Origin of the sequence: Halorubellus amylolyticus (genome assembly GCF_034808145.1) — an archaeon.
Taxonomy (GTDB): Archaea; Halobacteriota; Halobacteria; order Halobacteriales; family Natrialbaceae; genus Halorubellus.
In genome coordinates this window covers 195746-213586 of sequence record NZ_JAXHGM010000001.1, presented here as the reverse complement: position 1 = coordinate 213586, position 17841 = coordinate 195746, and the positions used below count along the sequence as shown (strand labels likewise).

The window sequence follows — 17841 nt, the reverse complement described above, 5'->3', positions numbered from 1 at the left end:
CGTCTAGGTGCGTTCGACGTGGAACTCGCAGTGGTCCTCGCCGTCGCGCGTACACGACTCCTGGGTGACCTCGCACGGGTCGTCGAGCGCGTCGGCGACGCCGACGAGGATGCCCTCGCCGAGCGTGCAGAGGTCGCGGTCGGACCGGAACTCGACGACCGCGGTCCCCTCGGTCAGGCGTTCGGTCGCGACGTCCGGCGTGGTCGTCTCCGGGTTCTGGGCCTCTATCTGCTCGTAGATGCCGGGTAGGTTCCTGAGGAGGTCGAACGTCGTCCAGTCGTCGCGAACGTGCGCCTTGAACGTCGAGAGCAGGTCCGCGGCGAGGAACGCGCCGAAGTCCCGCTGGACCGCCGCCTCGTCGTGCCCGCTCATCTCCGCGATGACCGACAGCGACCTCGTGAGGTCGCTGTCCGGGTAGTGCGAGACCGGGAGGTAGAGCTTCGGGTCGATATCTGCGCGCTCGAGGACGTCGTCCCAGACGTCTTCGCCCATGTTCTCGGCGACGTACGTCTTCAGTGACTTGTGGAGGATTCCGTGCATGTTGCGTGGTCGACTGACTGACTGTCGCCTACGTACGGCGACCACATCTTAAAGGATTGGGGTGAGTCCCGCGTTGACGACAGGAACCCGACGCGCACTCGCGGTGCGACGACGGGAATCGTCCCGCGGTCAGAGGTGCTCGGCGATGGCGGGGGCGACGCTGACGACGCTCTGGGGGCGTTCGAGCGTGTCGGTGCCGACGATGCGGGAGACGCCCGCGCGCCGGAGTTTCGTGACGGCGTTCGCGGCGAACAGCGGGTGGACGGTCGCGACCGAGACCGACGCGGCGTCGCGCTCGCGGAGCACCGCGATGCTCTCGCTCATCGTCGTCCCGGTGGCGACGATGTCGTCGACGACGACGACGTCCCGTTCGGCGACCGTCGCGTCGCTCGGCGTGATCTCGACCTCGTCGCCGCTGACGCGGTGCTTCACGAAGTGGTCGACGTCGCCGTGGCCGTACGCGTCCCGCACCGTCTCGGCGAGGTCGCACGCGCCCTCGTCGGGCGCGAGGAACAGCGGCTCGCCGAGGTCCCCAGGGAGCGGGTCCGCGAGCACGCCCGCGGCGTCCACGGCCGTCGCGGTCGGCTCGAAGAACTCGCAGACGGCCGTCTCGTGAGGGTTCACGGTGAGGACGCGGTCGGTGTTCGCGGAGAGCGCGCGAGCGACGGCACGCGCCGACACCGGGTCGCCGGCGGTGAACGCCTCGTCCTGGCGCGCGTACCCCATGTACGGCACGACCGTGACGACCTCGCTCGCACCGGCCTCGCGCGCCGCGTCCTGCAGCTGGAGGCACTCCACGTGCGCGTCGCTGGACGCGGTCGACGCGACCACGACCGCACGGTCCGGGGCGACGTCGCCGACGTTCACCTTCAGTTCGCCGTCCGGGAACCGCTCGTAGTCGACGAGCGCCAGTTCCTCGTCGAGTTCGCTCGCGAGCGCCGCCGCGAGCGACTGGGTGCAGGACCCACCGAGTATCATGTTCGACGCCTCGCCGCGGGCGCGTAAATCCGTTTTCTTTACGCGCGAGAGCAGCCGCTTGACGGCGAGCGCGTCAGTCGGTCGTCGTCCGCGCGACCGCCGCCGTCACGTCCCGCACGCCGAGTTCCTGATGCCGCCAGCCGTCCGGACCCTCGGCGGCGAACCGGCCGTCCGCCGACACCGCGTACACCGTGTCGCCGTACGCGACGTCCACGACCGGGCGTTCGAGCTGCGTCGTCGACGACCAGTCGCCGTCGTGGTGCGCGTACAGCACCTCGTCGGTGCCGGCGTGCGCGCGCCCGAGGCGGCCGTCGGCCGACCCCGGGTCGCTCGCGACGAACCGGAAGTCGCCGTCGGCGACGTCCATCCAGCCGTTCCCGAGCTGGAACAGGCCCTCGTCGGTCGTCGCGAGCGGGACGCCGGCGGCCGCGACGTCCGTCGCGCTCGCCAGCCCCGCGTGCCGGAGGGCGTCGTCGAGCGCGCGGTAGACGCCGTCCGCGGTCGCGAGCAGGTCGCCGTCCATCCGCGCGACCGCCGTCAGCTCGCCGAGGTCGCGCCACTCGCCGTCGCGGTACCGCGAGACCGCGCCGTCGTCGGTCGCCGCGAGCACGTCCTCGCCGTGGACCGCGACCGCCGACGCCGCCCCGAAGCCCGTCGGCGCGAACCGCTCGCCAGAATCGGCGGCAGTCGACCCCTCTCCGTCGCCCGCGTCCAGGAGGACGGCGTCGTCCGTCGCGACCGCCAGCCCCGCCGGGCCGCTCGCGACGTCCCGCGCCGTACAGCGCACCGCGAGCTCGAACCCGCCGACGCGCTCCTCGACCACCGACACGGCGACCACGCCCGTCGACGCGGCGACGTACACGGTCGTCTCGCGCTCGTCGCCATCGTACACGCGCTTCTCGTCGATCCCGATGTCCTCGTCCGCGCTCATCACCCGTTCCTTCGGCGCGTCCACGTATCAAACCCCGGCCGGGAACGCCCGTCGTCGCCGGCGGCGTCGACCGCACGCCGGGCGCGCATCCCTCAGCGGTATCGGCCGCGCATCCTCCAGCGACTTCGACCGCTCGTCGTCCGCTGGCGTCGAGCCGGGGCCTGCGAGCGCGTGACGGACGCGAGCGGTAACGGAATCCCTTAGTCGACGCCGCGCAAGAGGGGACACGAATGAAGGTATTCGGTTCCAGTGGGACACGCGGCGTCGCCAACGACGAGTTGACGCCGGGATTCGTCCTCCGCGTCGCGAAGGCCGCGGGCACGGCCTGGACCGCGGAGCGCGTCGCCATCGCGCGGGACACGCGAGCGACCGGACGGATGCTCGCCGACGCCGCCGCCGCGGGCCTGGCGAGCGTCGGCGTGGACGTCGACCGCCTCGGCGTCGTCGCGACCCCGGGCGCGCAAGCGTACGCCGAACACGAGCACGTGCCGGCGGTCATGATCACCGCGAGCCACAACCCGCCGGAGTACAACGGCGTGAAGCTCGTCGGCGCCGACGGCGTCGAACTCGCCGTCGAGGACCTGGAGCGGGTCGAGGACGTCCTCGTCGGGGAGACGTTCGCGGACGCCACCTGGGACGAGGTGGGCGACGAGACGCGGGTCGCCGACGCCCGCGACCGCTACGTCGACGAGCTCCTCGCGAGCGTGGACCGCGAGCGGATCGCGGACGCCGACCTGACGGTCGCGCTCGACCCCGGGCACGGCGCCGGCTGCCTCACGAGCCCGACGTTCTTCCGGCAACTCGGCTGCAAGGTCGTCACCGTGAACGCCCAGCCCGACGGCCACTTCCCGGGTCGGGACCCCGAACCCGTCCCGAAGAACCTCACGGACCTGGGGCGGCTCGTCCGGTCGACGGACGCGGACGTCGGTATCGCGCACGACGGCGACGCCGACCGCGCCATCTTCTACGACGAACGCGGCGAGTACGTCGAGGGCGACGCGACCCTCGCCGCGCTCGCCGCCGCGAAGCTCGAACCCGGCGACACCACCGTCTCGGCGGTGAACGTCTCCCAGCGGCTCGTCGACGTCGCCGCCGACGCCGACGCCGACCTCGAACTGACGCCCATCGGGTCCACGAACATCATCACGCGCATCGAGGAGCTCGAAGCCGACGGCGAGCACGTCCCCGTCGCCGGCGAAGGCAACGGCGGCGTCTTCTTCCCCGACTACCGGCTCTCCCGGGACGGCGCGTTCGTCGGCGCACGCTTCCTCGAACTCGTCGCCGACCGGCCCGTGAGCGAGATCGTCGCCCCCTACGACGACTACCACAACGTCCGGCGGAACCTCGACTACGACACCGAGGCCGAACGGACCGCGATGCTCGACGCCGCCGACGCCGTCGCCGCCGACGCCGACGCCGACCTGTCGACCATCGACGGCTACCGGCTCGACTACGGCGACGCGTGGGTGCTCGCCCGGCCCTCGGGCACGGAGCCGCTCGTCCGCGTGTACGCCGAAGCCCGCAGCGAAGAGCGCGCGAACGAGCTCGCGGACTTCGTCGTCGCGGAACTCGCCGACGCGCGCGACGCGGCGTAGAGACCGCTCGGAGCGTTCTTCACGCGAGGTCGTCCGTGTCGTCGAGCGCCCCCCGCAGGTCGTCGCGCTCGCGTTCGAGCGCGTCGCGCGCCTCGACGACCGCACCGGACGCCAGCCTATCGCGCTCCTCGGGACCGAGTTCGTCGAGCGCGACCGCAGCGGTCCGCAGGCGCTCGTAGTCCTCGCGCCACGCGAGCTCGCGGACCGACTGGAGCGTCGCCGCGACGTCCTCGTCCGCGAACCCGGGCACGACCGACAGCAGCTCGCGGGTCACGTACTGGAGGACCTCCGCCTCCGGCGGCGGCCACCCGATCGTGAACCCGGCGCCGTCGAGCCGGTCGAGGTACGTCCGGCGCGTCCCCACCGCCGTCCGGAGCGCCCCCGGGTCGTCGACGTAGTGCTCGAGCTTCGACTGCGAGTAGTCCGCGTACTCCAGGAGCTCCGGGATGGTGTGGTCGTCGCCCGCGGCCGCGACGTACTCGCGGAGCTCGTCCGGCGGCGCGTCGACGTCGACGAGCGGGTACGCCGCGGCGTCCGCGAGCACGTCGAACACCTCGCCCGCCCGAGCCTCCCGTCGGAACGACGCGAACGCGTCCGTGACCGCGTCGTCGTACGTCTCGACGGGGTCACGGAGGGCCTCGACGGGCGCATCCAGGTCCGCGTCCCCCAGCTCCAGCAACCGCTCGCGCGCCGCGAGACCGTTCCGGACGGCCTCCAATCGGTCGGTCGCGCGACGCCGCGCGTCCGCGAAGTCCTCGCGCGCCGCGTCCAGGCGCTCGCGGACCGACGCCAGCTCGCGCGCCGGCTCGAGCGCGTCCCGCGCCGCCGCGAAGTCCGACTCGCTCAACCGACGCTTGTCCACGCGCTCGGCCGCGGCCTCGAACGCCTCGCGCTCCGGGAGCTCGTCGTCGAGTTCCTCGACGAGCGTCGCGAACTCGTCTTGGAACTGCACGTACGACTGGAAGTCGCCCGTCCCCGTCGCCGACTCCTCGTAGCCGTCCAGCTTCCGGTCCGCATCCCGGAGCGCCGACGCGACCGCCTCCAAGCGCTCCCGACCGCCGTGGTCCGCGACCGCCTCGCGCGCCGCGCGCAACTCCGCGGCGGCGTCCCGGAGCGCGTCCGCCGCCCCCGCGTCCGACGGGTCGACGTCACTCATCGTAGACCTCGTCCGGATCGAACACGCGCTCGCCCACGACGTCGCCGTCGACCGTGCGGTGGAAGCACGACTCGAACCCGGTATGGCACGCCCCACCCTCCTGCTCGACGAGATAGAGCAGGGCGTCGGCGTCACAGTCGACGCGCACCTCCTCGACGCGCTGCACGTGCCCGCTCGACCCGCCCTTCTGCCAGAGCTCACCGCTCGACCGCGAATGATAATGCGCGAGCCCCGACTCCAAGGTCGCATCCAGCGCCTCCTCGTCCACGTACGCGAGCATCAGCACCTCGCCCGAATCCGCGTCCTGCGCGACCGCCGGGACGAGTCCATCCTCCCCGAAATCGATATCCAGACCCTCGCTCATGGACGAGAGTCGCCCCGGACGCGCCATGGGTCTTTCCCTCGGACAGGACACACCCGCCGCTCGCCGACGGGCGAGTCAAAGAGAAAGGAGTGACCTTTCAGATGACGCGGTTCTGCAGGTAGTCGAGGTGCTTGGCGTTGTAGACGATCTTGACCTCGTCGGCGGCGGGGCTGCCGATGCAGGTGAGGCGGACCATCTTCTCTTCGACCTCTTCGTCGGAGAGGATCTGCTGCATGTCCATGTCGATCTCGCCCTCCTTGACGATGGCTGCGCAGTTCGCGCAGGCGCCGGCGCGGCACGAGAACGGCCAGTCGTAGCCCTGGGCTTCGGCGGCTTCGAGGATGTATTCGCCCTGGTTGACTTCGAGGGAGCCGTAGTCTTCGTCGTCGAGACCGGCTTCTGCGGCGTTCTCGAAGAGGTCGTCGTCGTCCATGTCCCAGCCGTTGTCGTCGAGTACTTCGTAGTTGAGGTATTCTACCGTGGGCATCAACGCGTGGGTTCGAGTTCACGCCCCTAAGACCTTGCTGTTTGCGAAATCACGAACGACCATGGAGGATTCGGCGTTCCAGGGTGGGGAGCGGGGGTGTCAGAGGGGGTAACGGGCGGGGAGCGGGAGCGTCAGAGGAGGTCGACGGTGGAGAACAGTGCGTAGCTCGCGCCGGCGGAGATGCTGGGGGTGAGCACCCAGAGCATGATGACGCGGCCGGTCGCGCGTGGGTCGAAGAGGTCGCTGGCGTCGAGTTCGTCCGGTTTCTCCTCGCCGATGGGGGCGACGTCCTTCCCGGGTTCGTCGGCGTTGAGTGCGCTCATCGCGACGCCGGCTTCGGCGGGTTCCTCGTCGGGGTCCTCGATACCTTGTCCCTGGACGGCTTTGGTGGCGGCTTCGGAGATGGTGGTGGTGCGGGTTGCGCGCCCCCAGCCGAGGCCGACGATGCTCATCGTCGCGGACACGGCGAGGCTGGCGGGGATGCCGAGGAAGGAGAGGAAGGAGATGAGGCTCGCGCTCACGGTCTCGACGATGAGCGACGCGAGCAGCGGGAGGTCGGTGAGGTCGTTCCCGACGGTGTCGAGGGTGCGGCGGGCGATGGTGAACGCGCCGAGTGCGATGGCGCCGCCGGCGAGGAACACGCCGTTGTTCGCGGAGAGCTCGTTCGCGCCGACGAGTGGTGCGACCGCGTTCGCGACGTTGCTCGCGCCCGCGGAGTACGCCATGTAGCAGCCGATGGCGACGACGAGGAACTGCCCGATGCGTTCGGCGATGTCGCTGGACTCGCCGGTGCCGAGCGGGAACGACGACGCGAGGTAGGGGTAGAGGTAGCGACCGATCATCGCGCACACCCAGAACGCGAGGATGGGGGCGACGAACCACCACGTGACGATCTCGCCCATCTTCTCGAGGTTGAGTTTGCCGATGGCGGCGCCCATCCCGGCGATGGCACCGACGGCTGTCATCGACGTTGACGCGGGGACGCCGAAGAGGTTCGAGATGAGGAGCGCGAACCCGACGAAGAAGAGGATGGCGACGCTCGCGGCGAGCGTGAACGTCACGGTGACTATCTCGCTCGACATCGTCGTGATGACCTCGCGGCCGGCGGTCCAACCGCCGATGAGCGCGAACGTGCTCATCAACGCTGCCGCGCCGCCCTTCCCGATGGTGTCGCTCCCGACTGCGGGCCCGAACGCCACGCCCGTCGAGGACCCACCGATGTTGAACCCGACGAACACGGCGACCGCGATACCGACGAGTAGCAACAGGGCAACCATTCGTCACCCCGTACCGACCGACAACCCGTATGGCTTCCGGTCCCCGCCAGTGCCGGAGACGGCGTCGCGGCGTGAATGCCAGGGCGGCCGTCGGCGTGAGCGGTCGCGGTCGAGAGTGGCCGTCGAGGTGAACGGTCGCGGTCGGGAGCGCCCGCCGACGCGGATTCCGGTGGGTTCTTGCGCGACGCCGTCGGTCTGGCGCGTATGCAACCGTTCCCGGAGTTCGAGGTCGTGCCCGCCGTCGACGTCCAGGACGGCGAGGTGGTACAGCTCGTGCAGGGCGAACGCGGCACGGAGACGACGTACGGCGACCCGGTCGACGCTGCCCGCAGATGGGTCGAAGCGGGCGCGGAGACGCTGCATCTCGTCGATCTCGACGGGGCGTTCGAGGGCGAGCGCGCGAACGCGGCGGCGGTCGAGCGCGTCGTGGACGCGGTCGACGTCCCCGTCCAGCTCGGTGGAGGTATCCGGACTGCCGCGGACGCTCGCGACCTCCTCGACCGCGGCGTCGACCGCGTCATCCTCGGGACGGCGGCGGTTCAGGAGCCCGAGATCGTCGCGGAGATCAGCGAGACGCATCCGGACTCGGTCGTGGTGAGCCTGGACGCGAAGGACGGCGAGGTCGTCGTCGAGGGCTGGACGGAGTCGACGGGGCTGGCGCCGGCCGAGGCGGCGACGCGGTACGCGGACCTCGGTGCCGTGGCCATCCTGTTCACGGACGTGGACGTCGAGGGCCGGTTGGAGGGCGTGGCGACCGAGCCGGTGCGCGAGCTCGCGGCCGCGGTCGACCTCCCGGTCGTCGCGAGCGGTGGCGTCGCCACCGTCGACGACGTCCTCGCGCTCCGCGACGCCGGCGCGGCCGCGACGGTCGTCGGGAGCGCGCTCTACGAGGGTCGCTTCTCGCTCGCCGACGCGCGCGACGCACTCGCCGACGAGTGACGACCCGGGCGGTCTCGACGTGCTTCTACTGAATCGCGGGTGCGTAGCAGGTTGGCAGCGGCCTGGAGAGCCGCTGCTACGTGGTGGGTTGGGAAGGTGGAGGAGGGTCGTCCACGACCACGTGTCGCCCGTGCCGCGTCGGGCGCGGCGTGGGCGCGCACCGCGTTGGTGTGGGAGTCCGGTGCGCGCGTGGGTCGTGCGATGCCAGGGGAGTCGCGTCTATTCGCCGGGTTGGTGTCCGTGTCCGGCCGCGAGCGCGAGGACGTGCAGGCCGAGCAGGAGAGCGAACGTCGTGGTCTGCGAGACGGTCTCGAGCCCGGACACCAGCAGGGGCACGTACGCGAGGGGGAGCGCGAGTGCCGCGTAGAAGCTGGTCGCGCGGACGGGCTTGAGTATCGTCTCGACGCCGAGACGGGAGCGGAGGTCGGTGGGGGACGGTTCGGACGTGGAGGGAGTGGTCGTGGACATGGTGAACACCTCGTCGGCAATCGTCCCTATAACCTGTACCATAATAAACGGGGTCGAGGGTTCGGTTGAATTCGCGACGTTTCACCCGGTTCTCGCCATTTTACGGATTCGATTTGGCGCTTCGAGAGGCGGTTAGACGTTTTATGGGCGTTTTTGGAACGATACGATAGTAACTGAGAACCACGCCGATAATGTATACGTTTACTGGTATTTACCGGGTAAGGCGGGGTTTCTGCGAGTGTCGAGTTGTTCGCGCGCACCGTCCGGTCGCGACCGTCGAATCGACCCGAGGTCGCGCTCGCGTTCGGTGCGGAACGACGCGTCACCGCCTCGTCCGGTCCGGGTCGACGCGCCCCGCCAGCGCTATGAGTCCGCCCACCCAACCCCGAAGTATGACCGACCGAACCGCCGCCGTCACGCGAGAGACGGCGGAGACGGACGTGGAGGTGACCGTCGCCATCGACGGCGACGGCGACAGCGAGGTCGACACCGGCATCGGATTCCTGGACCACATGCTCGCGTCGTTCGCGAAGCACGGCCTGTTCGACGTGACCGTCCGCTGCGACGGCGACCTTGAGGTCGACGACCACCACACCGTCGAGGACGTCGCCATCACGCTCGGGTCGGCGTTCGCGGACGCCCTCGACGACAAGCGCGGCATCCGCCGGTTCGCGGACCGGAAGGTCCCGCTCGACGAGGCGGTCGCCGGCGTCGTCGTGGACGTCTCCGGCCGCCCCCTGTTCGAGTTCGACGGCGCGTTCAGCCAGGCGCAGGTCGGCGGGATGACGAGCCACATGGCCGAGCACTTCCTGCGGTCGTTCGCGATGAACGCCGGCCTCACGCTCCACGCCGAGGTCTCGGGTGCGAACGCCCACCACGAGATCGAGGCGCTGTTCAAGGCGCTCGCGCGGACGCTCGACGACGCGACCCGGCTCGACGACCGCCGGAGCGACACGCCGAGCACGAAGGGCGAACTGTAGCTTCGAGCACGCGCGTTCGTGCGACCCGCAGTGGGCGTGCGCTGTCTCCCGACCGCCGCTGGCGGCGTGAGACGCCCGGTCACGCGCCGCGCTGCGGTCGACAACCACAGTCCTAAATCGTCGGGCGTCGTCGATGGACGTGATGTTCGACGAGATCATGGAGAAGTTCGAGGGGTCGCCGAGCCAGCAGGCCGTCATCCGCCTGCTCCTCGAACGCGGGTTCTCCGTGAACGACGACGGGCGAGTGGTCTCCGGAGGCATCGAGATACCGAACACGGGCATCGCGCGCGAAATCGGGGTCGACCGCCGCGTCGTCGACTCGACGACCGACGCCATCCTCGCGGACGAGGAACTGCGGCGCATCTTCCAGAACATCTCGCAGGTGCCCAGTCTCATGGACCTCGCGCCCGTCCTCGACCTCACCGTCCTCACCATCGCGGTCCACGACGCCGACGACGTCGGCATCGTCGCCACCGTCACCGGCCTGCTCGCCGACCACGACGTCTCCATCCGCCAGACCATCAGCGAGGACCCCGAGTTCACCGACGAACCGAAACTCCACATCGTCACCGACCACGACCTCCCCGGCGACCTCATCAACGAGTTCCGCAACCTCGAGTTCGTCCGGAAACTCGAGTTTCAATAACTCAGCCAGATATAGACAGAAAGATTACACACCCGCTGGGCGTCTGATTCCCAATAAGGATGGACGCACTGATGCATCGGAGTCGTCGCTCGGTGCTCGCCGCCTGCGGCAGTGTGCTAGCCCTCTCCGGGTGCCAGTCGGGGGCGTCCGAAGCGACGCGAATCTCCAGACTGTTGCTCTCGAACCGGTTAGAGGAGCCGCGCCGGGTCGTCCTCTACCTCACCCGCGCGGTGAAACCGTCCTCGACGACGAGTTCCGGGCTCCTCCAACCGCTGATGGTGTGATGGGAACACGGATGATCGAGATGGACTGGCCGGACGGCCCTGCGAGGTACGTGCTCGAAGCGCAGTACCCGACGGAGACGGACCACGACGGTGCGACGATGGGACGGGGCGAGTTCACGCTCGACCCAGTTCCGGGTGGGGAGAACGATTGCACGTACGTCAAAGTGTACATCGGCCCGACTGGTGGACTCACGTACGGTTTCGGCAACAAGTGGTGACCAGGGACGACATCGTGACGATTCGCGGTTGTTGCAAAGGTTGAACAGGTTCGTTATCGTATAAGAACGCATGTCACACTATGTCGGTCCGAGCCTGCTCGCAGCGGGTGTGCTCGTCCTCGCACTGTCAGCCGTCTATCAGGTTGTCCAACGCGAGTTCGACGGCGTGTTCTTCCTCTCGGTGGCGCTGTGCTGCGTGTTCGCCGGGGGGTACGTCGCGCTGTGAGGGCGGTCGACCCACCGTCGCGCCGAACACCGACGCGTTGAGGTAGCGCGAACCCCGAGCGTGGGGTATGGACGAGAACGTGGACGCGGCCTTGCGCGTCGGCGCCCTCCAGCTCTCGCTCGTCACGGCCGCCATCCACCTCTGGGTGGGGTGGCCGCGGCTGTTCGTCTACGTGCAGGCGGGGACGCCGTTCATCGACCCGCTCCAGATCCTCTTCGTGCTGTCCTCTCTCGCGGTGCTCGCCGGCGTCGGCCTCGCCGCGTGGGGGGTGCGTCGCGACTACGTGTACGCGCTCGGCGTCGTCCTCATGCTGGGCTACCTGCTCGGGTGGGTGTTCCTCGGCGGGCATCGAACGGGCGGGGCGCTCGTCGCGCCGGCGTGGGAGACGACCGGGCACGCCCACGGCACCGCGCTCGCGACGCTCGTCGAGCACCTGTTCGAGGACTGGCTGTTGCTCGTGAGCAAGGTCGTCGAGGCGACGGCGCTCGTCGTCCTGCTCGCGCTCCTGTACGGCGAACGGACGACCGACGACGCGACCGCCGGGAGCGCGGCCGGCGACGCGAGCGACGGCGACCCGGGGACCGACGCGTGACCGACGACACCTACGAGACCGTCGCGGGCCGCGGCGAGGCCGCGTTCGAAGTGCAGGGCTCGGAGTTCGTCGGTCGCGTGCGACCCGTGGAGACCGTCGACGAGGCGGAGGCGTTCGTCGACGAGGTCGCGACCGAGTTCGCGGACGCGACGCACAACGTCCCCGCGTACCGCGTGCGCGCCGACCCGCTCCGGGAGTACGCGAGCGACGACGGCGAGCCCACGGGGAGCGCGGGCAAACCGATGCTGAACGTCCTCCAGATGCGCGAGCTGGAGAACGTCGCGGTCGTCGTCACCCGATACTACGGCGGGACGAACCTCGGCGTCGGCGGGCTCGCGCGCTCGTACTCGAAGGCCGTGAAGGACGCCGTCGACGACGCCGGCGTCGTCGCCGAGCGCCCGCACGAGCGCGTCGAGGCGGTCGTCGACTACGACGACTCCGGGACCGTTCGGGGTATCGTCGAGAGCGAGGGCGTCGAGTTCGACGCCGACTACGGCGAGCGCGTCCGCATCGACGCGCGCGTTCCCGTCGAGGACGCCGAAGCCCTCCGCGACCGCCTGCGGTCGGCGACGAGCGGGCGCGTCGAGTTCGACGCGGAGTGACACCGGCGGTCGCCTCGGGCTCGCGGCCGGCGGTTCCTCGGTCCGAATTCCCTTGTGGGTGGCTGGCGTTCGCCGATGCATGAGGACTGTCGACGCCGAGGACTACCTGGAACTGGCGACGCCGAGCGACCCGCGGGTGTCGCCCGACGGCGAGCGCGTCGCGTTCGTCCGTCGGACGGCGCGCGTGGACGACCGCGAGCTCGGGACCGACGCTGACGCCTGCGACGAGGGCGAGGACGCCCGGTCGGTCGACGGCGAGGGCGACGGTGAGATGGACGCGACGGACGTTCGAGAGGTCGAGGCGTCGGTGTACGTCGTCGACCTCGGTGGTGGCGAACCGCGTCGGTTCACGGCGGCGGCGGGCGTGGATTCGGAGCCGCGATGGTCGCCGAGCGGTGACCGCATCGCGTTCGCCACGGACCGCGGCGAGGAGCGCCCGCCGGACGTGTGGGTGCTCCCGGTCGACGGCGGGGAGGCGCGCCGCGTGACGAACGTGCCGGGCGGCGTGTCGGCGCTCGCGTGGGGGCCCGACGGCGACCGGGTGGCGTTCCTGCAATCGACGACGGCGGGCGAGCGCGAGCGCGGGGACGACCTCGCGGTCGACGACGACTACGAGCGCGAGGACCCGGACCCGCGCGTCGTCGACCGCACGGTCTACCGCGCCGCGCAGTCGTACACTGACGGGACGCGCTCGCACGTCTACGTCGCCGACCTGACCGCGGACGACGCGGTGACTCGCGTCACCGACGGCGCGGTCGACCACACCGCGCCGGCGTGGGGAGACGACGGTGCGCTCTACTTCGGGGCGCGCGACCCCGCCGACGACGCGGCCGACCCCGACGACACCACCGAGTTCGCGCTCCGGCGTCGCGGCCCCGACGGCGGCGTGGAGACGCTCGTCCGCGACACGTCCTGGGCGCCCCGTCTCGCGGTGGCGGACGACGGGCGGGTCGCGTACGCGTCCACGCCAGAGGACCGCAGCACGCTCCGGCAGGCGGACGTGCACCTCTACGACCCCGACACGGGAGACGTCCGCGTGCCGACCGCCGACCTCGACCGCACCATCGAGGGCGACGCGCCACTCCAGTTCGGGCCGGGCGACGAGTCGGTGTACGTGCTGACACCGGAGACGGGGAGCGTCGTCGTGCGACGCGTCCCGGTCGCACCCGCTGGTGCAGACGCGCCTCCGGATGCGGCGCCGACCGTGGTCGTCGGCGAGGACGCGCACTGTAGCGGGTTCGACGCGAGCGCGGACGTCCTCGCGTTCGCGGCGAGCGAATGGGACCACCCCGGCGACGTCTTCGCCGCCACCCCGCGCGGCGCGGAGCAGACGCGGCTCTCCACGCTGAACCGCGACTACCTCGACGAACGCGCCGTCGTCCAACCCGAAGCGCTGTCGTTCCCCGCGGGCGACGCGAGCGCGCTCCGCCCCGACGACGGTGCGGCGTCGGACGACGGAAACGAGACGCGGGCCGTGGCGTCGGTCGACGCGGACCGCGTCGCGGACGCGGCCGTCCAGGGCTGGCTGTTCACGCCGCCGGAGCTCGGCCCCGAGGAGTCCGCGCCGCTCGTCGTCGAGGTCCACGGCGGCCCCCACGCCACGTGGACGGGGTCGGGGACGATGTGGCACGAGTTCCAGACGCTCGCCGCCGCCGGCTTCTGCGTGTTCGCGTGCAACCCGCGCGGCTCCACCGGGTACGGCGAGGCGTTCCAGGCCGCCATCGAGCGCGACTGGGGCGCGGTCACGGCCGCGGACGTCCTCGCCGGCGTCGACCGCGTCACCGAGCGGGACGCCGTCGACGACGACGAGCTGTTCCTCGCCGGCGGCTCCTTCGGCGGGTACATGACCGCGTGGCTGCTCGCACACACCGACCGGTTCGACGCGGGCGTCCCGCAGCGCGGCGTCTACGACCTCGTGTCGTTCTACGGGTCGACCGACGGCGCGTACAAGCTCGTCGAGGACGACTTCGGCGAGACGCCGTGGACCGACCCCGAGTTCCTCGCAGCGCACTCGCCGGCGATGGCCGCCGACGCCATCGACGCGCCGACGCTCGTCGTGCACGCCGAGGACGACTACCGCGTCCCCATCGGTGGCGCGGAGCTCCTCTACCGCGGCCTCCGCAAGAACGGCACGCCGACGCGGCTCGTCCGCTACCCCCGGGAGGGCCACGAGCTCTCGCGCTCGGGCGAACCCGGGCACGTCGTCGACCGCATCGAGCGCATCCGCGACTGGTTCCGCGGGTACTCGGACGCCTTCGAGCTCGACGAGCCGCTCTGAGAAGCCCTACCGGACGACGTCGAGGACGACGAGGTTCGCGCCGCCGACCGCGACGACCACGCCGAGCGTCCCGACCGTCACCGTCACCCCGCCGACCGCGACGAGCGCGACGCCGCTCCCGGCCGCGAGCGCGGCGAGACCGACCGCGAGCGTCCCGTGCCCGAGCGCCCGCAGGCCCTGGCCGCGAGCGCTCGCCTTCCCGCCCGCCGCGACGGCAGCGAGCCCGAACAGCCAGAACGCCACCGCGAGCGCCGACACCGACCCGCCCGGGACCGCGACCGCCGTCGACCCGTCCAGCCAGAGCGCGAACGCGACCGACGCGCTCACGAGCGACCCGACCTCCGCCGCCAACCAGCCGGCGCCGTCCACGTCGTCGACGTCGCTCTGTGCGTCGCCGTCCGCGTGCGCGGCGACACCGGTCGCGTCGGTGCCGTCGGTCGCGACCGTGGCGGGCTCGCTCTCGTCGGCGTCCGTTCCGGCGGCGGAGTCGGTCATCGTTCGTGGGTCGGGTCGCGCGGTCGGAATACCTGTCGCTTCCGGGTCAGCACCATCGGTCGTCTCCGGGTCAGCACCATCGGTCGTCTCCGGGTCAGCACCATCGGTCGTCTCCGGGTCAGCACCGTCGGAGTCGACGCCCGACCGTCGGTCGCTCAACCCCTATGCCTAAAACCACCGCGCTGAAATAGGGGTCCATGAATCGCCGCGCCATGGTCGGCTTTCTTGGAACGGCTCTGACGGGCGGGTGTCTGCGACTCACCGAGGACGGGACGTCGACCGCGGCGAGTACGTCGACGGCGCGCGAACAGACCGAAACCACGTCCGAGGCGACAGCGACGCAGACCGCAACGCGCACCGAGACAGGGACGACCGAAGAGACCGCGACAGAGCGGCCGCAGCAGGCAGACGTCGAGACGGTCTGGGCGGCCGACCACGGCGCGGGCTTCTCCCATCCACACCCGCGCGTCGACGGCGACATCGTTGCGGGCGACGTCGACGACGGCATCGTGCGGCTCTCGACGACCGATGGGTCGGTCGTTTGGCGGCAGCAGCTCGCGAACGCGACGCCGCCACGGAACCTGACCGTCACTGCCGCCGACGGGCGACTGTTCCTCGCGTCGAAGCGACGGTTCGTCGCGCTGAACGCGAAGACGGGCGCCGTCGACTGGATGACGTCAATCCCCACGCAGGCGTCGGACCCACGCGAACTGGAGGTCGAGAGCGTCGTCGCCGACGGCACGGTCCTCTTCGCGGTGGAATACAGACTCGCCGACGACGAGAACCGCGCCGCGCTCGTCGGCGTCGACGCCGCCACCGGCGACGTGACGTGGCGCCATACGCACGACGAGATCGCCAGCGAGTGGGACGCCTGGCTCGGCGTCCAGTCGCTCTCCCCGCAGATCGCTGGGCGAACGATCGTGGGTGGATGGAACAACGACTTCTGGATCGACGTCGCCACGGGCGCGTTCGGCGAGTCCACCCGGGGCGACGCCAGGTACCAGTCGGTACGCGACGGCGACTACCTGTACGGGTCCGGCGGTGGCGTCCTCTACGGCTGGCAGGTGACGGGCGGCGCCGTCGAGGAGGCGTGGTCGTTCGAGCCGTTCGGCCGGTCGAGTTCACCGCCGTCTGTCGCTGACGGAACGGTTTACGTCGCCGCCGACGACGACGGCGTGTACGCAGTACGCGACGGAGAACAACAATGGCGATTCCGGACGAACGGCGAGATCCGAACGCCGCCAGTCGCGACGGATTCAGCCGTCTGGGCGGGCGAAGACGAGGTGTACGTGATCGACAGGGAGACCGGGGAGGGGTTGCTCGGCGGGTCGACGGTAGAGGGCAGCGACTGGGTCGTGTCGCTGTCGGCCCACGGCGACACCGCGGTCGTCAGTTACAGGCACCGGACCGTCGCGTACCGCGTCGTCCGCTGAGTGCCGGCCGACGCATTCGCCGCGAGTAGGGCGCAATCACCGTTCGAGCGGAAACCGGCTGACCCGCGAGTCGCCGGTCGCGTAGTAAAGCCAGCCGTCGGCAATCGCGACGTTCGTGTTCCGCACGCGCTCCGGTGAGAGGCTGTGAGAGGCGAAGACGACTCCCGATGCCGGGTCGAGTTCGTACGCCGTCGTCTGCGTGCTCGCGACGACGCGGCCGTCGGTGAAGGCGAGGTGGCGTCCCGCCTCGGCGGCCTCCCGTGAGCGAATAGACCACTGTCGGTCGCCTGACGCGACGCCGAAGGCGTGCGTTCCCGCCGATTGTGACGAGACGAAGACGCGGCCGTCTCGAACGAGCGGTCGCATCGGGACGTTCCCGTCCTTCTCGACGCTGACTCGCCAGCTTTCCTCGCCCGACGCGACGTCGAACGCGGCCACCGTCCCGTATCGACCGGCGAGCACTGCGATTCCGCGTTCCTCCGAGACCGCGACGGGGGAGACGAGCGAGTCCGCGTCCACTTTCGTCCGCCAAGAGGTCTCGCCCGTGGCGGGGTCGAGTCCATAGACGATGCTCCGGTCGCTCGGTCGCGTCTGCGAGTCGCCTGCATCGCTAGTCACGAGGACGCCGTCGACGAGTGCGGGGCGAGCACCGAACGCGCTCGGACTGTCCTTCTGCCACTTCTCCCGCACGTCGTCGACATCGAGAGCGAGGAGGTCCTCGGCGGCGTAATACAGCGTATCGTCGACGACCAGCGGGGCGTTGATCCCGAAATTGACGTCGAAGTTCCACTCGTCGAGCGGCGGATCCAGCGTCCGTTCGCCGGTCTGCGCGTCGACACCGAAGATGCCACTCGGACCGGTCCCGTAGACGACGCCCGCTTCGAACGCGAGCCCGGACCCGACCTGGTCCCCGACATCGGACTTGAAGACTTCCGCGCCACTGCGGGCATCGATCCCGTACAGGTTGTGGTCCATGTTTCCCACGAGAACCAATCCGTCCCGGACGAGTGGAGTCGTGGTCACTGGGGCCGGCAACTGGGTCGACCACGGGTCGCCCTCGGCTGACGCCGTGGTCTCCTCGGTCGTCTGCGAGCGATCGTCAGTGCTCGCCGAGTCTCCCTCGCCCGACGTCGTCGCAGCGTCAGTACTGGTGCTCTGAGTCGCCGATTCAGAGTTGGTGAGCCGAAGACAACCGCTCGTCCCAGCCGCCGCCAACGCTGCCGTGGCGAGGAATCGCCGTCGAGAGTTCCGCGAGGACATCTGTTAAAGGCCCAAGAGGAGCAAGCATTTGAAAGTTCACGTCCGGCGGTTTGCAGAGGCCGTCGAACTCGCCGCCTGGGGAACTGTCAAGG

General features: G+C 70.4%; 20 protein-coding genes. 10 read left to right on the top strand and 10 right to left on the bottom strand.

Going from position 1 to position 17841, the window contains the following annotated elements:
* Positions 1-3: 3 nt before the first annotated feature.
* The 3 genes from SM754_RS01080 to SM754_RS01070 form a co-directional block, all read right to left on the bottom strand.
* A complete protein-coding gene (locus SM754_RS01080; protein WP_323674368.1) occupies positions 4-540 on the bottom strand; it encodes a heme NO-binding domain-containing protein in 537 nt (178 codons plus the stop codon).
* A 129-nt stretch (positions 541-669) separates the two neighbouring features.
* Positions 670-1518: a ribose-phosphate diphosphokinase gene (gene prs / locus SM754_RS01075; protein WP_323674367.1), complete on the bottom strand. Its 849-nt coding sequence runs from the start codon at positions 1516-1518 to the stop codon at positions 670-672.
* Between the two features lie 73 nt (positions 1519-1591).
* Positions 1592-2449 (bottom strand): HVO_0234 family beta-propeller protein, encoded by an 858-nt coding sequence (locus SM754_RS01070; RefSeq protein WP_323674366.1) that lies wholly within the window; start codon positions 2447-2449, stop codon positions 1592-1594.
* 230 nt (positions 2450-2679) lie between these two features.
* On the opposite strand from SM754_RS01070, the gene glmM reads away from it, so the two are divergent.
* Complete coding sequence (gene glmM, locus SM754_RS01065) at positions 2680-4044, top strand: phosphoglucosamine mutase (protein WP_323674365.1); 1365 nt, start codon at positions 2680-2682, stop codon at positions 4042-4044.
* 19 nt (positions 4045-4063) lie between these two features.
* Here the strand turns inward: glmM and SM754_RS01060 are convergent, their stop codons facing one another.
* From SM754_RS01060 to SM754_RS01045, 4 genes are all read right to left on the bottom strand, one after another.
* Positions 4064-5200, bottom strand: a complete 1137-nt coding sequence (locus tag SM754_RS01060) for a DUF7118 family protein (RefSeq protein ID WP_323674364.1) — start codon at positions 5198-5200, stop codon at positions 4064-4066.
* Positions 5193-5564: a phosphoribosyl-AMP cyclohydrolase gene (hisI, locus tag SM754_RS01055; protein WP_323674363.1), complete on the bottom strand. Its 372-nt coding sequence runs from the start codon at positions 5562-5564 to the stop codon at positions 5193-5195. The genes SM754_RS01060 and hisI overlap by 8 nt, the downstream gene beginning before the upstream one ends.
* 97 nt (positions 5565-5661) lie before the next feature.
* On the bottom strand, positions 5662-6051 hold the full coding sequence (gene fer / locus SM754_RS01050) for a ferredoxin Fer (RefSeq protein WP_323674362.1): 390 nt from the start codon (positions 6049-6051) through the stop codon (positions 5662-5664).
* A gap of 131 nt (positions 6052-6182) precedes the next feature.
* Positions 6183-7328, bottom strand: a complete 1146-nt coding sequence (locus SM754_RS01045) for an inorganic phosphate transporter (RefSeq protein ID WP_323674361.1) — start codon at positions 7326-7328, stop codon at positions 6183-6185.
* Positions 7329-7532: 204 nt separating this feature from the next.
* On the opposite strand from SM754_RS01045, the gene hisA reads away from it, so the two are divergent.
* A complete protein-coding gene (gene hisA / locus SM754_RS01040; RefSeq protein WP_323674360.1) occupies positions 7533-8267 on the top strand; it encodes a 1-(5-phosphoribosyl)-5-[(5-phosphoribosylamino)methylideneamino]imidazole-4-carboxamide isomerase in 735 nt (244 codons plus the stop codon).
* Between the two features lie 219 nt (positions 8268-8486).
* Here the strand turns inward: hisA and SM754_RS01035 are convergent, their stop codons facing one another.
* Entirely contained in the window at positions 8487-8735 is a 249-nt protein-coding gene (locus tag SM754_RS01035; RefSeq protein WP_323674359.1) for a DUF8028 family protein, read from the bottom strand.
* A gap of 392 nt (positions 8736-9127) precedes the next feature.
* Between SM754_RS01035 and hisB the strand changes: the two genes are divergently transcribed.
* From hisB to SM754_RS01000, 7 genes are all read left to right on the top strand, one after another.
* Complete coding sequence (gene hisB / locus SM754_RS01030) at positions 9128-9715, top strand: imidazoleglycerol-phosphate dehydratase HisB (protein WP_323674358.1); 588 nt, start codon at positions 9128-9130, stop codon at positions 9713-9715.
* A 142-nt stretch (positions 9716-9857) separates the two neighbouring features.
* On the top strand, positions 9858-10361 hold the full coding sequence (gene trpY / locus SM754_RS01025; protein ID WP_323674357.1) for a TrpY family transcription regulator: 504 nt from the start codon (positions 9858-9860) through the stop codon (positions 10359-10361).
* Between the two features lie 283 nt (positions 10362-10644).
* Positions 10645-10863 (top strand): hypothetical protein, encoded by a 219-nt coding sequence (locus SM754_RS01020; RefSeq protein WP_323674356.1) that lies wholly within the window; start codon positions 10645-10647, stop codon positions 10861-10863.
* A gap of 70 nt (positions 10864-10933) precedes the next feature.
* On the top strand, positions 10934-11089 hold the full coding sequence (locus tag SM754_RS01015; RefSeq protein WP_323674355.1) for a hypothetical protein: 156 nt from the start codon (positions 10934-10936) through the stop codon (positions 11087-11089).
* 67 nt (positions 11090-11156) lie between these two features.
* Positions 11157-11681 (top strand): hypothetical protein, encoded by a 525-nt coding sequence (locus SM754_RS01010; protein WP_323674354.1) that lies wholly within the window; start codon positions 11157-11159, stop codon positions 11679-11681.
* On the top strand, positions 11678-12283 hold the full coding sequence (locus SM754_RS01005) for an IMPACT family protein (protein ID WP_323674353.1): 606 nt from the start codon (positions 11678-11680) through the stop codon (positions 12281-12283). The genes SM754_RS01010 and SM754_RS01005 overlap by 4 nt, the downstream gene beginning before the upstream one ends.
* Positions 12284-12362: 79 nt before the next feature.
* The gene (locus SM754_RS01000) at positions 12363-14561 is read left to right on the top strand and encodes a S9 family peptidase (RefSeq protein ID WP_323674352.1); all 2199 of its coding nucleotides are present in this window, start codon (positions 12363-12365) and stop codon (positions 14559-14561) included.
* A gap of 6 nt (positions 14562-14567) precedes the next feature.
* On the opposite strand, the gene SM754_RS00995 is transcribed toward SM754_RS01000, so the two are convergent.
* Positions 14568-15056 (bottom strand): hypothetical protein, encoded by a 489-nt coding sequence (locus tag SM754_RS00995; protein WP_323674351.1) that lies wholly within the window; start codon positions 15054-15056, stop codon positions 14568-14570.
* Between the two features lie 197 nt (positions 15057-15253).
* On the opposite strand from SM754_RS00995, the gene SM754_RS00990 reads away from it, so the two are divergent.
* Positions 15254-16489, top strand: coding sequence for an outer membrane protein assembly factor BamB family protein (locus tag SM754_RS00990; RefSeq protein WP_323674350.1), 1236 nt, complete (start codon positions 15254-15256; stop codon positions 16487-16489).
* 36 nt (positions 16490-16525) lie between these two features.
* Here the strand turns inward: SM754_RS00990 and SM754_RS00985 are convergent, their stop codons facing one another.
* Positions 16526-17749, bottom strand: coding sequence for a PQQ-binding-like beta-propeller repeat protein (locus SM754_RS00985; RefSeq protein WP_323674349.1), 1224 nt, complete (start codon positions 17747-17749; stop codon positions 16526-16528).
* Positions 17750-17841 lie beyond the last annotated feature (92 nt).

Coding starts and splice junctions, on each gene's coding strand:
- SM754_RS01080 (WP_323674368.1), bottom strand. CDS start 540: ATGCACGGAATCCTCCACAAGTCACTGAAGACGTACGTCGCCGAGAAC.
- prs (WP_323674367.1), bottom strand. CDS start 1,518: ATGATACTCGGTGGGTCCTGCACCCAGTCGCTCGCGGCGGCGCTCGCG.
- SM754_RS01070 (WP_323674366.1), bottom strand. CDS start 2,449: ATGAGCGCGGACGAGGACATCGGGATCGACGAGAAGCGCGTGTACGAT.
- glmM (WP_323674365.1), top strand. CDS start 2,680: ATGAAGGTATTCGGTTCCAGTGGGACACGCGGCGTCGCCAACGACGAG.
- SM754_RS01060 (WP_323674364.1), bottom strand. CDS start 5,200: ATGAGTGACGTCGACCCGTCGGACGCGGGGGCGGCGGACGCGCTCCGG.
- hisI (WP_323674363.1), bottom strand. CDS start 5,564: ATGAGCGAGGGTCTGGATATCGATTTCGGGGAGGATGGACTCGTCCCG.
- fer (WP_323674362.1), bottom strand. CDS start 6,051: ATGCCCACGGTAGAATACCTCAACTACGAAGTACTCGACGACAACGGC.
- SM754_RS01045 (WP_323674361.1), bottom strand. CDS start 7,328: ATGGTTGCCCTGTTGCTACTCGTCGGTATCGCGGTCGCCGTGTTCGTC.
- hisA (WP_323674360.1), top strand. CDS start 7,533: ATGCAACCGTTCCCGGAGTTCGAGGTCGTGCCCGCCGTCGACGTCCAG.
- SM754_RS01035 (WP_323674359.1), bottom strand. CDS start 8,735: ATGTCCACGACCACTCCCTCCACGTCCGAACCGTCCCCCACCGACCTC.
- hisB (WP_323674358.1), top strand. CDS start 9,128: ATGACCGACCGAACCGCCGCCGTCACGCGAGAGACGGCGGAGACGGAC.
- trpY (WP_323674357.1), top strand. CDS start 9,858: ATGTTCGACGAGATCATGGAGAAGTTCGAGGGGTCGCCGAGCCAGCAG.
- SM754_RS01020 (WP_323674356.1), top strand. CDS start 10,645: ATGGGAACACGGATGATCGAGATGGACTGGCCGGACGGCCCTGCGAGG.
- SM754_RS01015 (WP_323674355.1), top strand. CDS start 10,934: ATGTCACACTATGTCGGTCCGAGCCTGCTCGCAGCGGGTGTGCTCGTC.
- SM754_RS01010 (WP_323674354.1), top strand. CDS start 11,157: ATGGACGAGAACGTGGACGCGGCCTTGCGCGTCGGCGCCCTCCAGCTC.
- SM754_RS01000 (WP_323674352.1), top strand. CDS start 12,363: ATGAGGACTGTCGACGCCGAGGACTACCTGGAACTGGCGACGCCGAGC.
- SM754_RS00995 (WP_323674351.1), bottom strand. CDS start 15,056: ATGACCGACTCCGCCGCCGGAACGGACGCCGACGAGAGCGAGCCCGCC.
- SM754_RS00990 (WP_323674350.1), top strand. CDS start 15,254: ATGAATCGCCGCGCCATGGTCGGCTTTCTTGGAACGGCTCTGACGGGC.
- SM754_RS00985 (WP_323674349.1), bottom strand. CDS start 17,749: ATGTCCTCGCGGAACTCTCGACGGCGATTCCTCGCCACGGCAGCGTTG.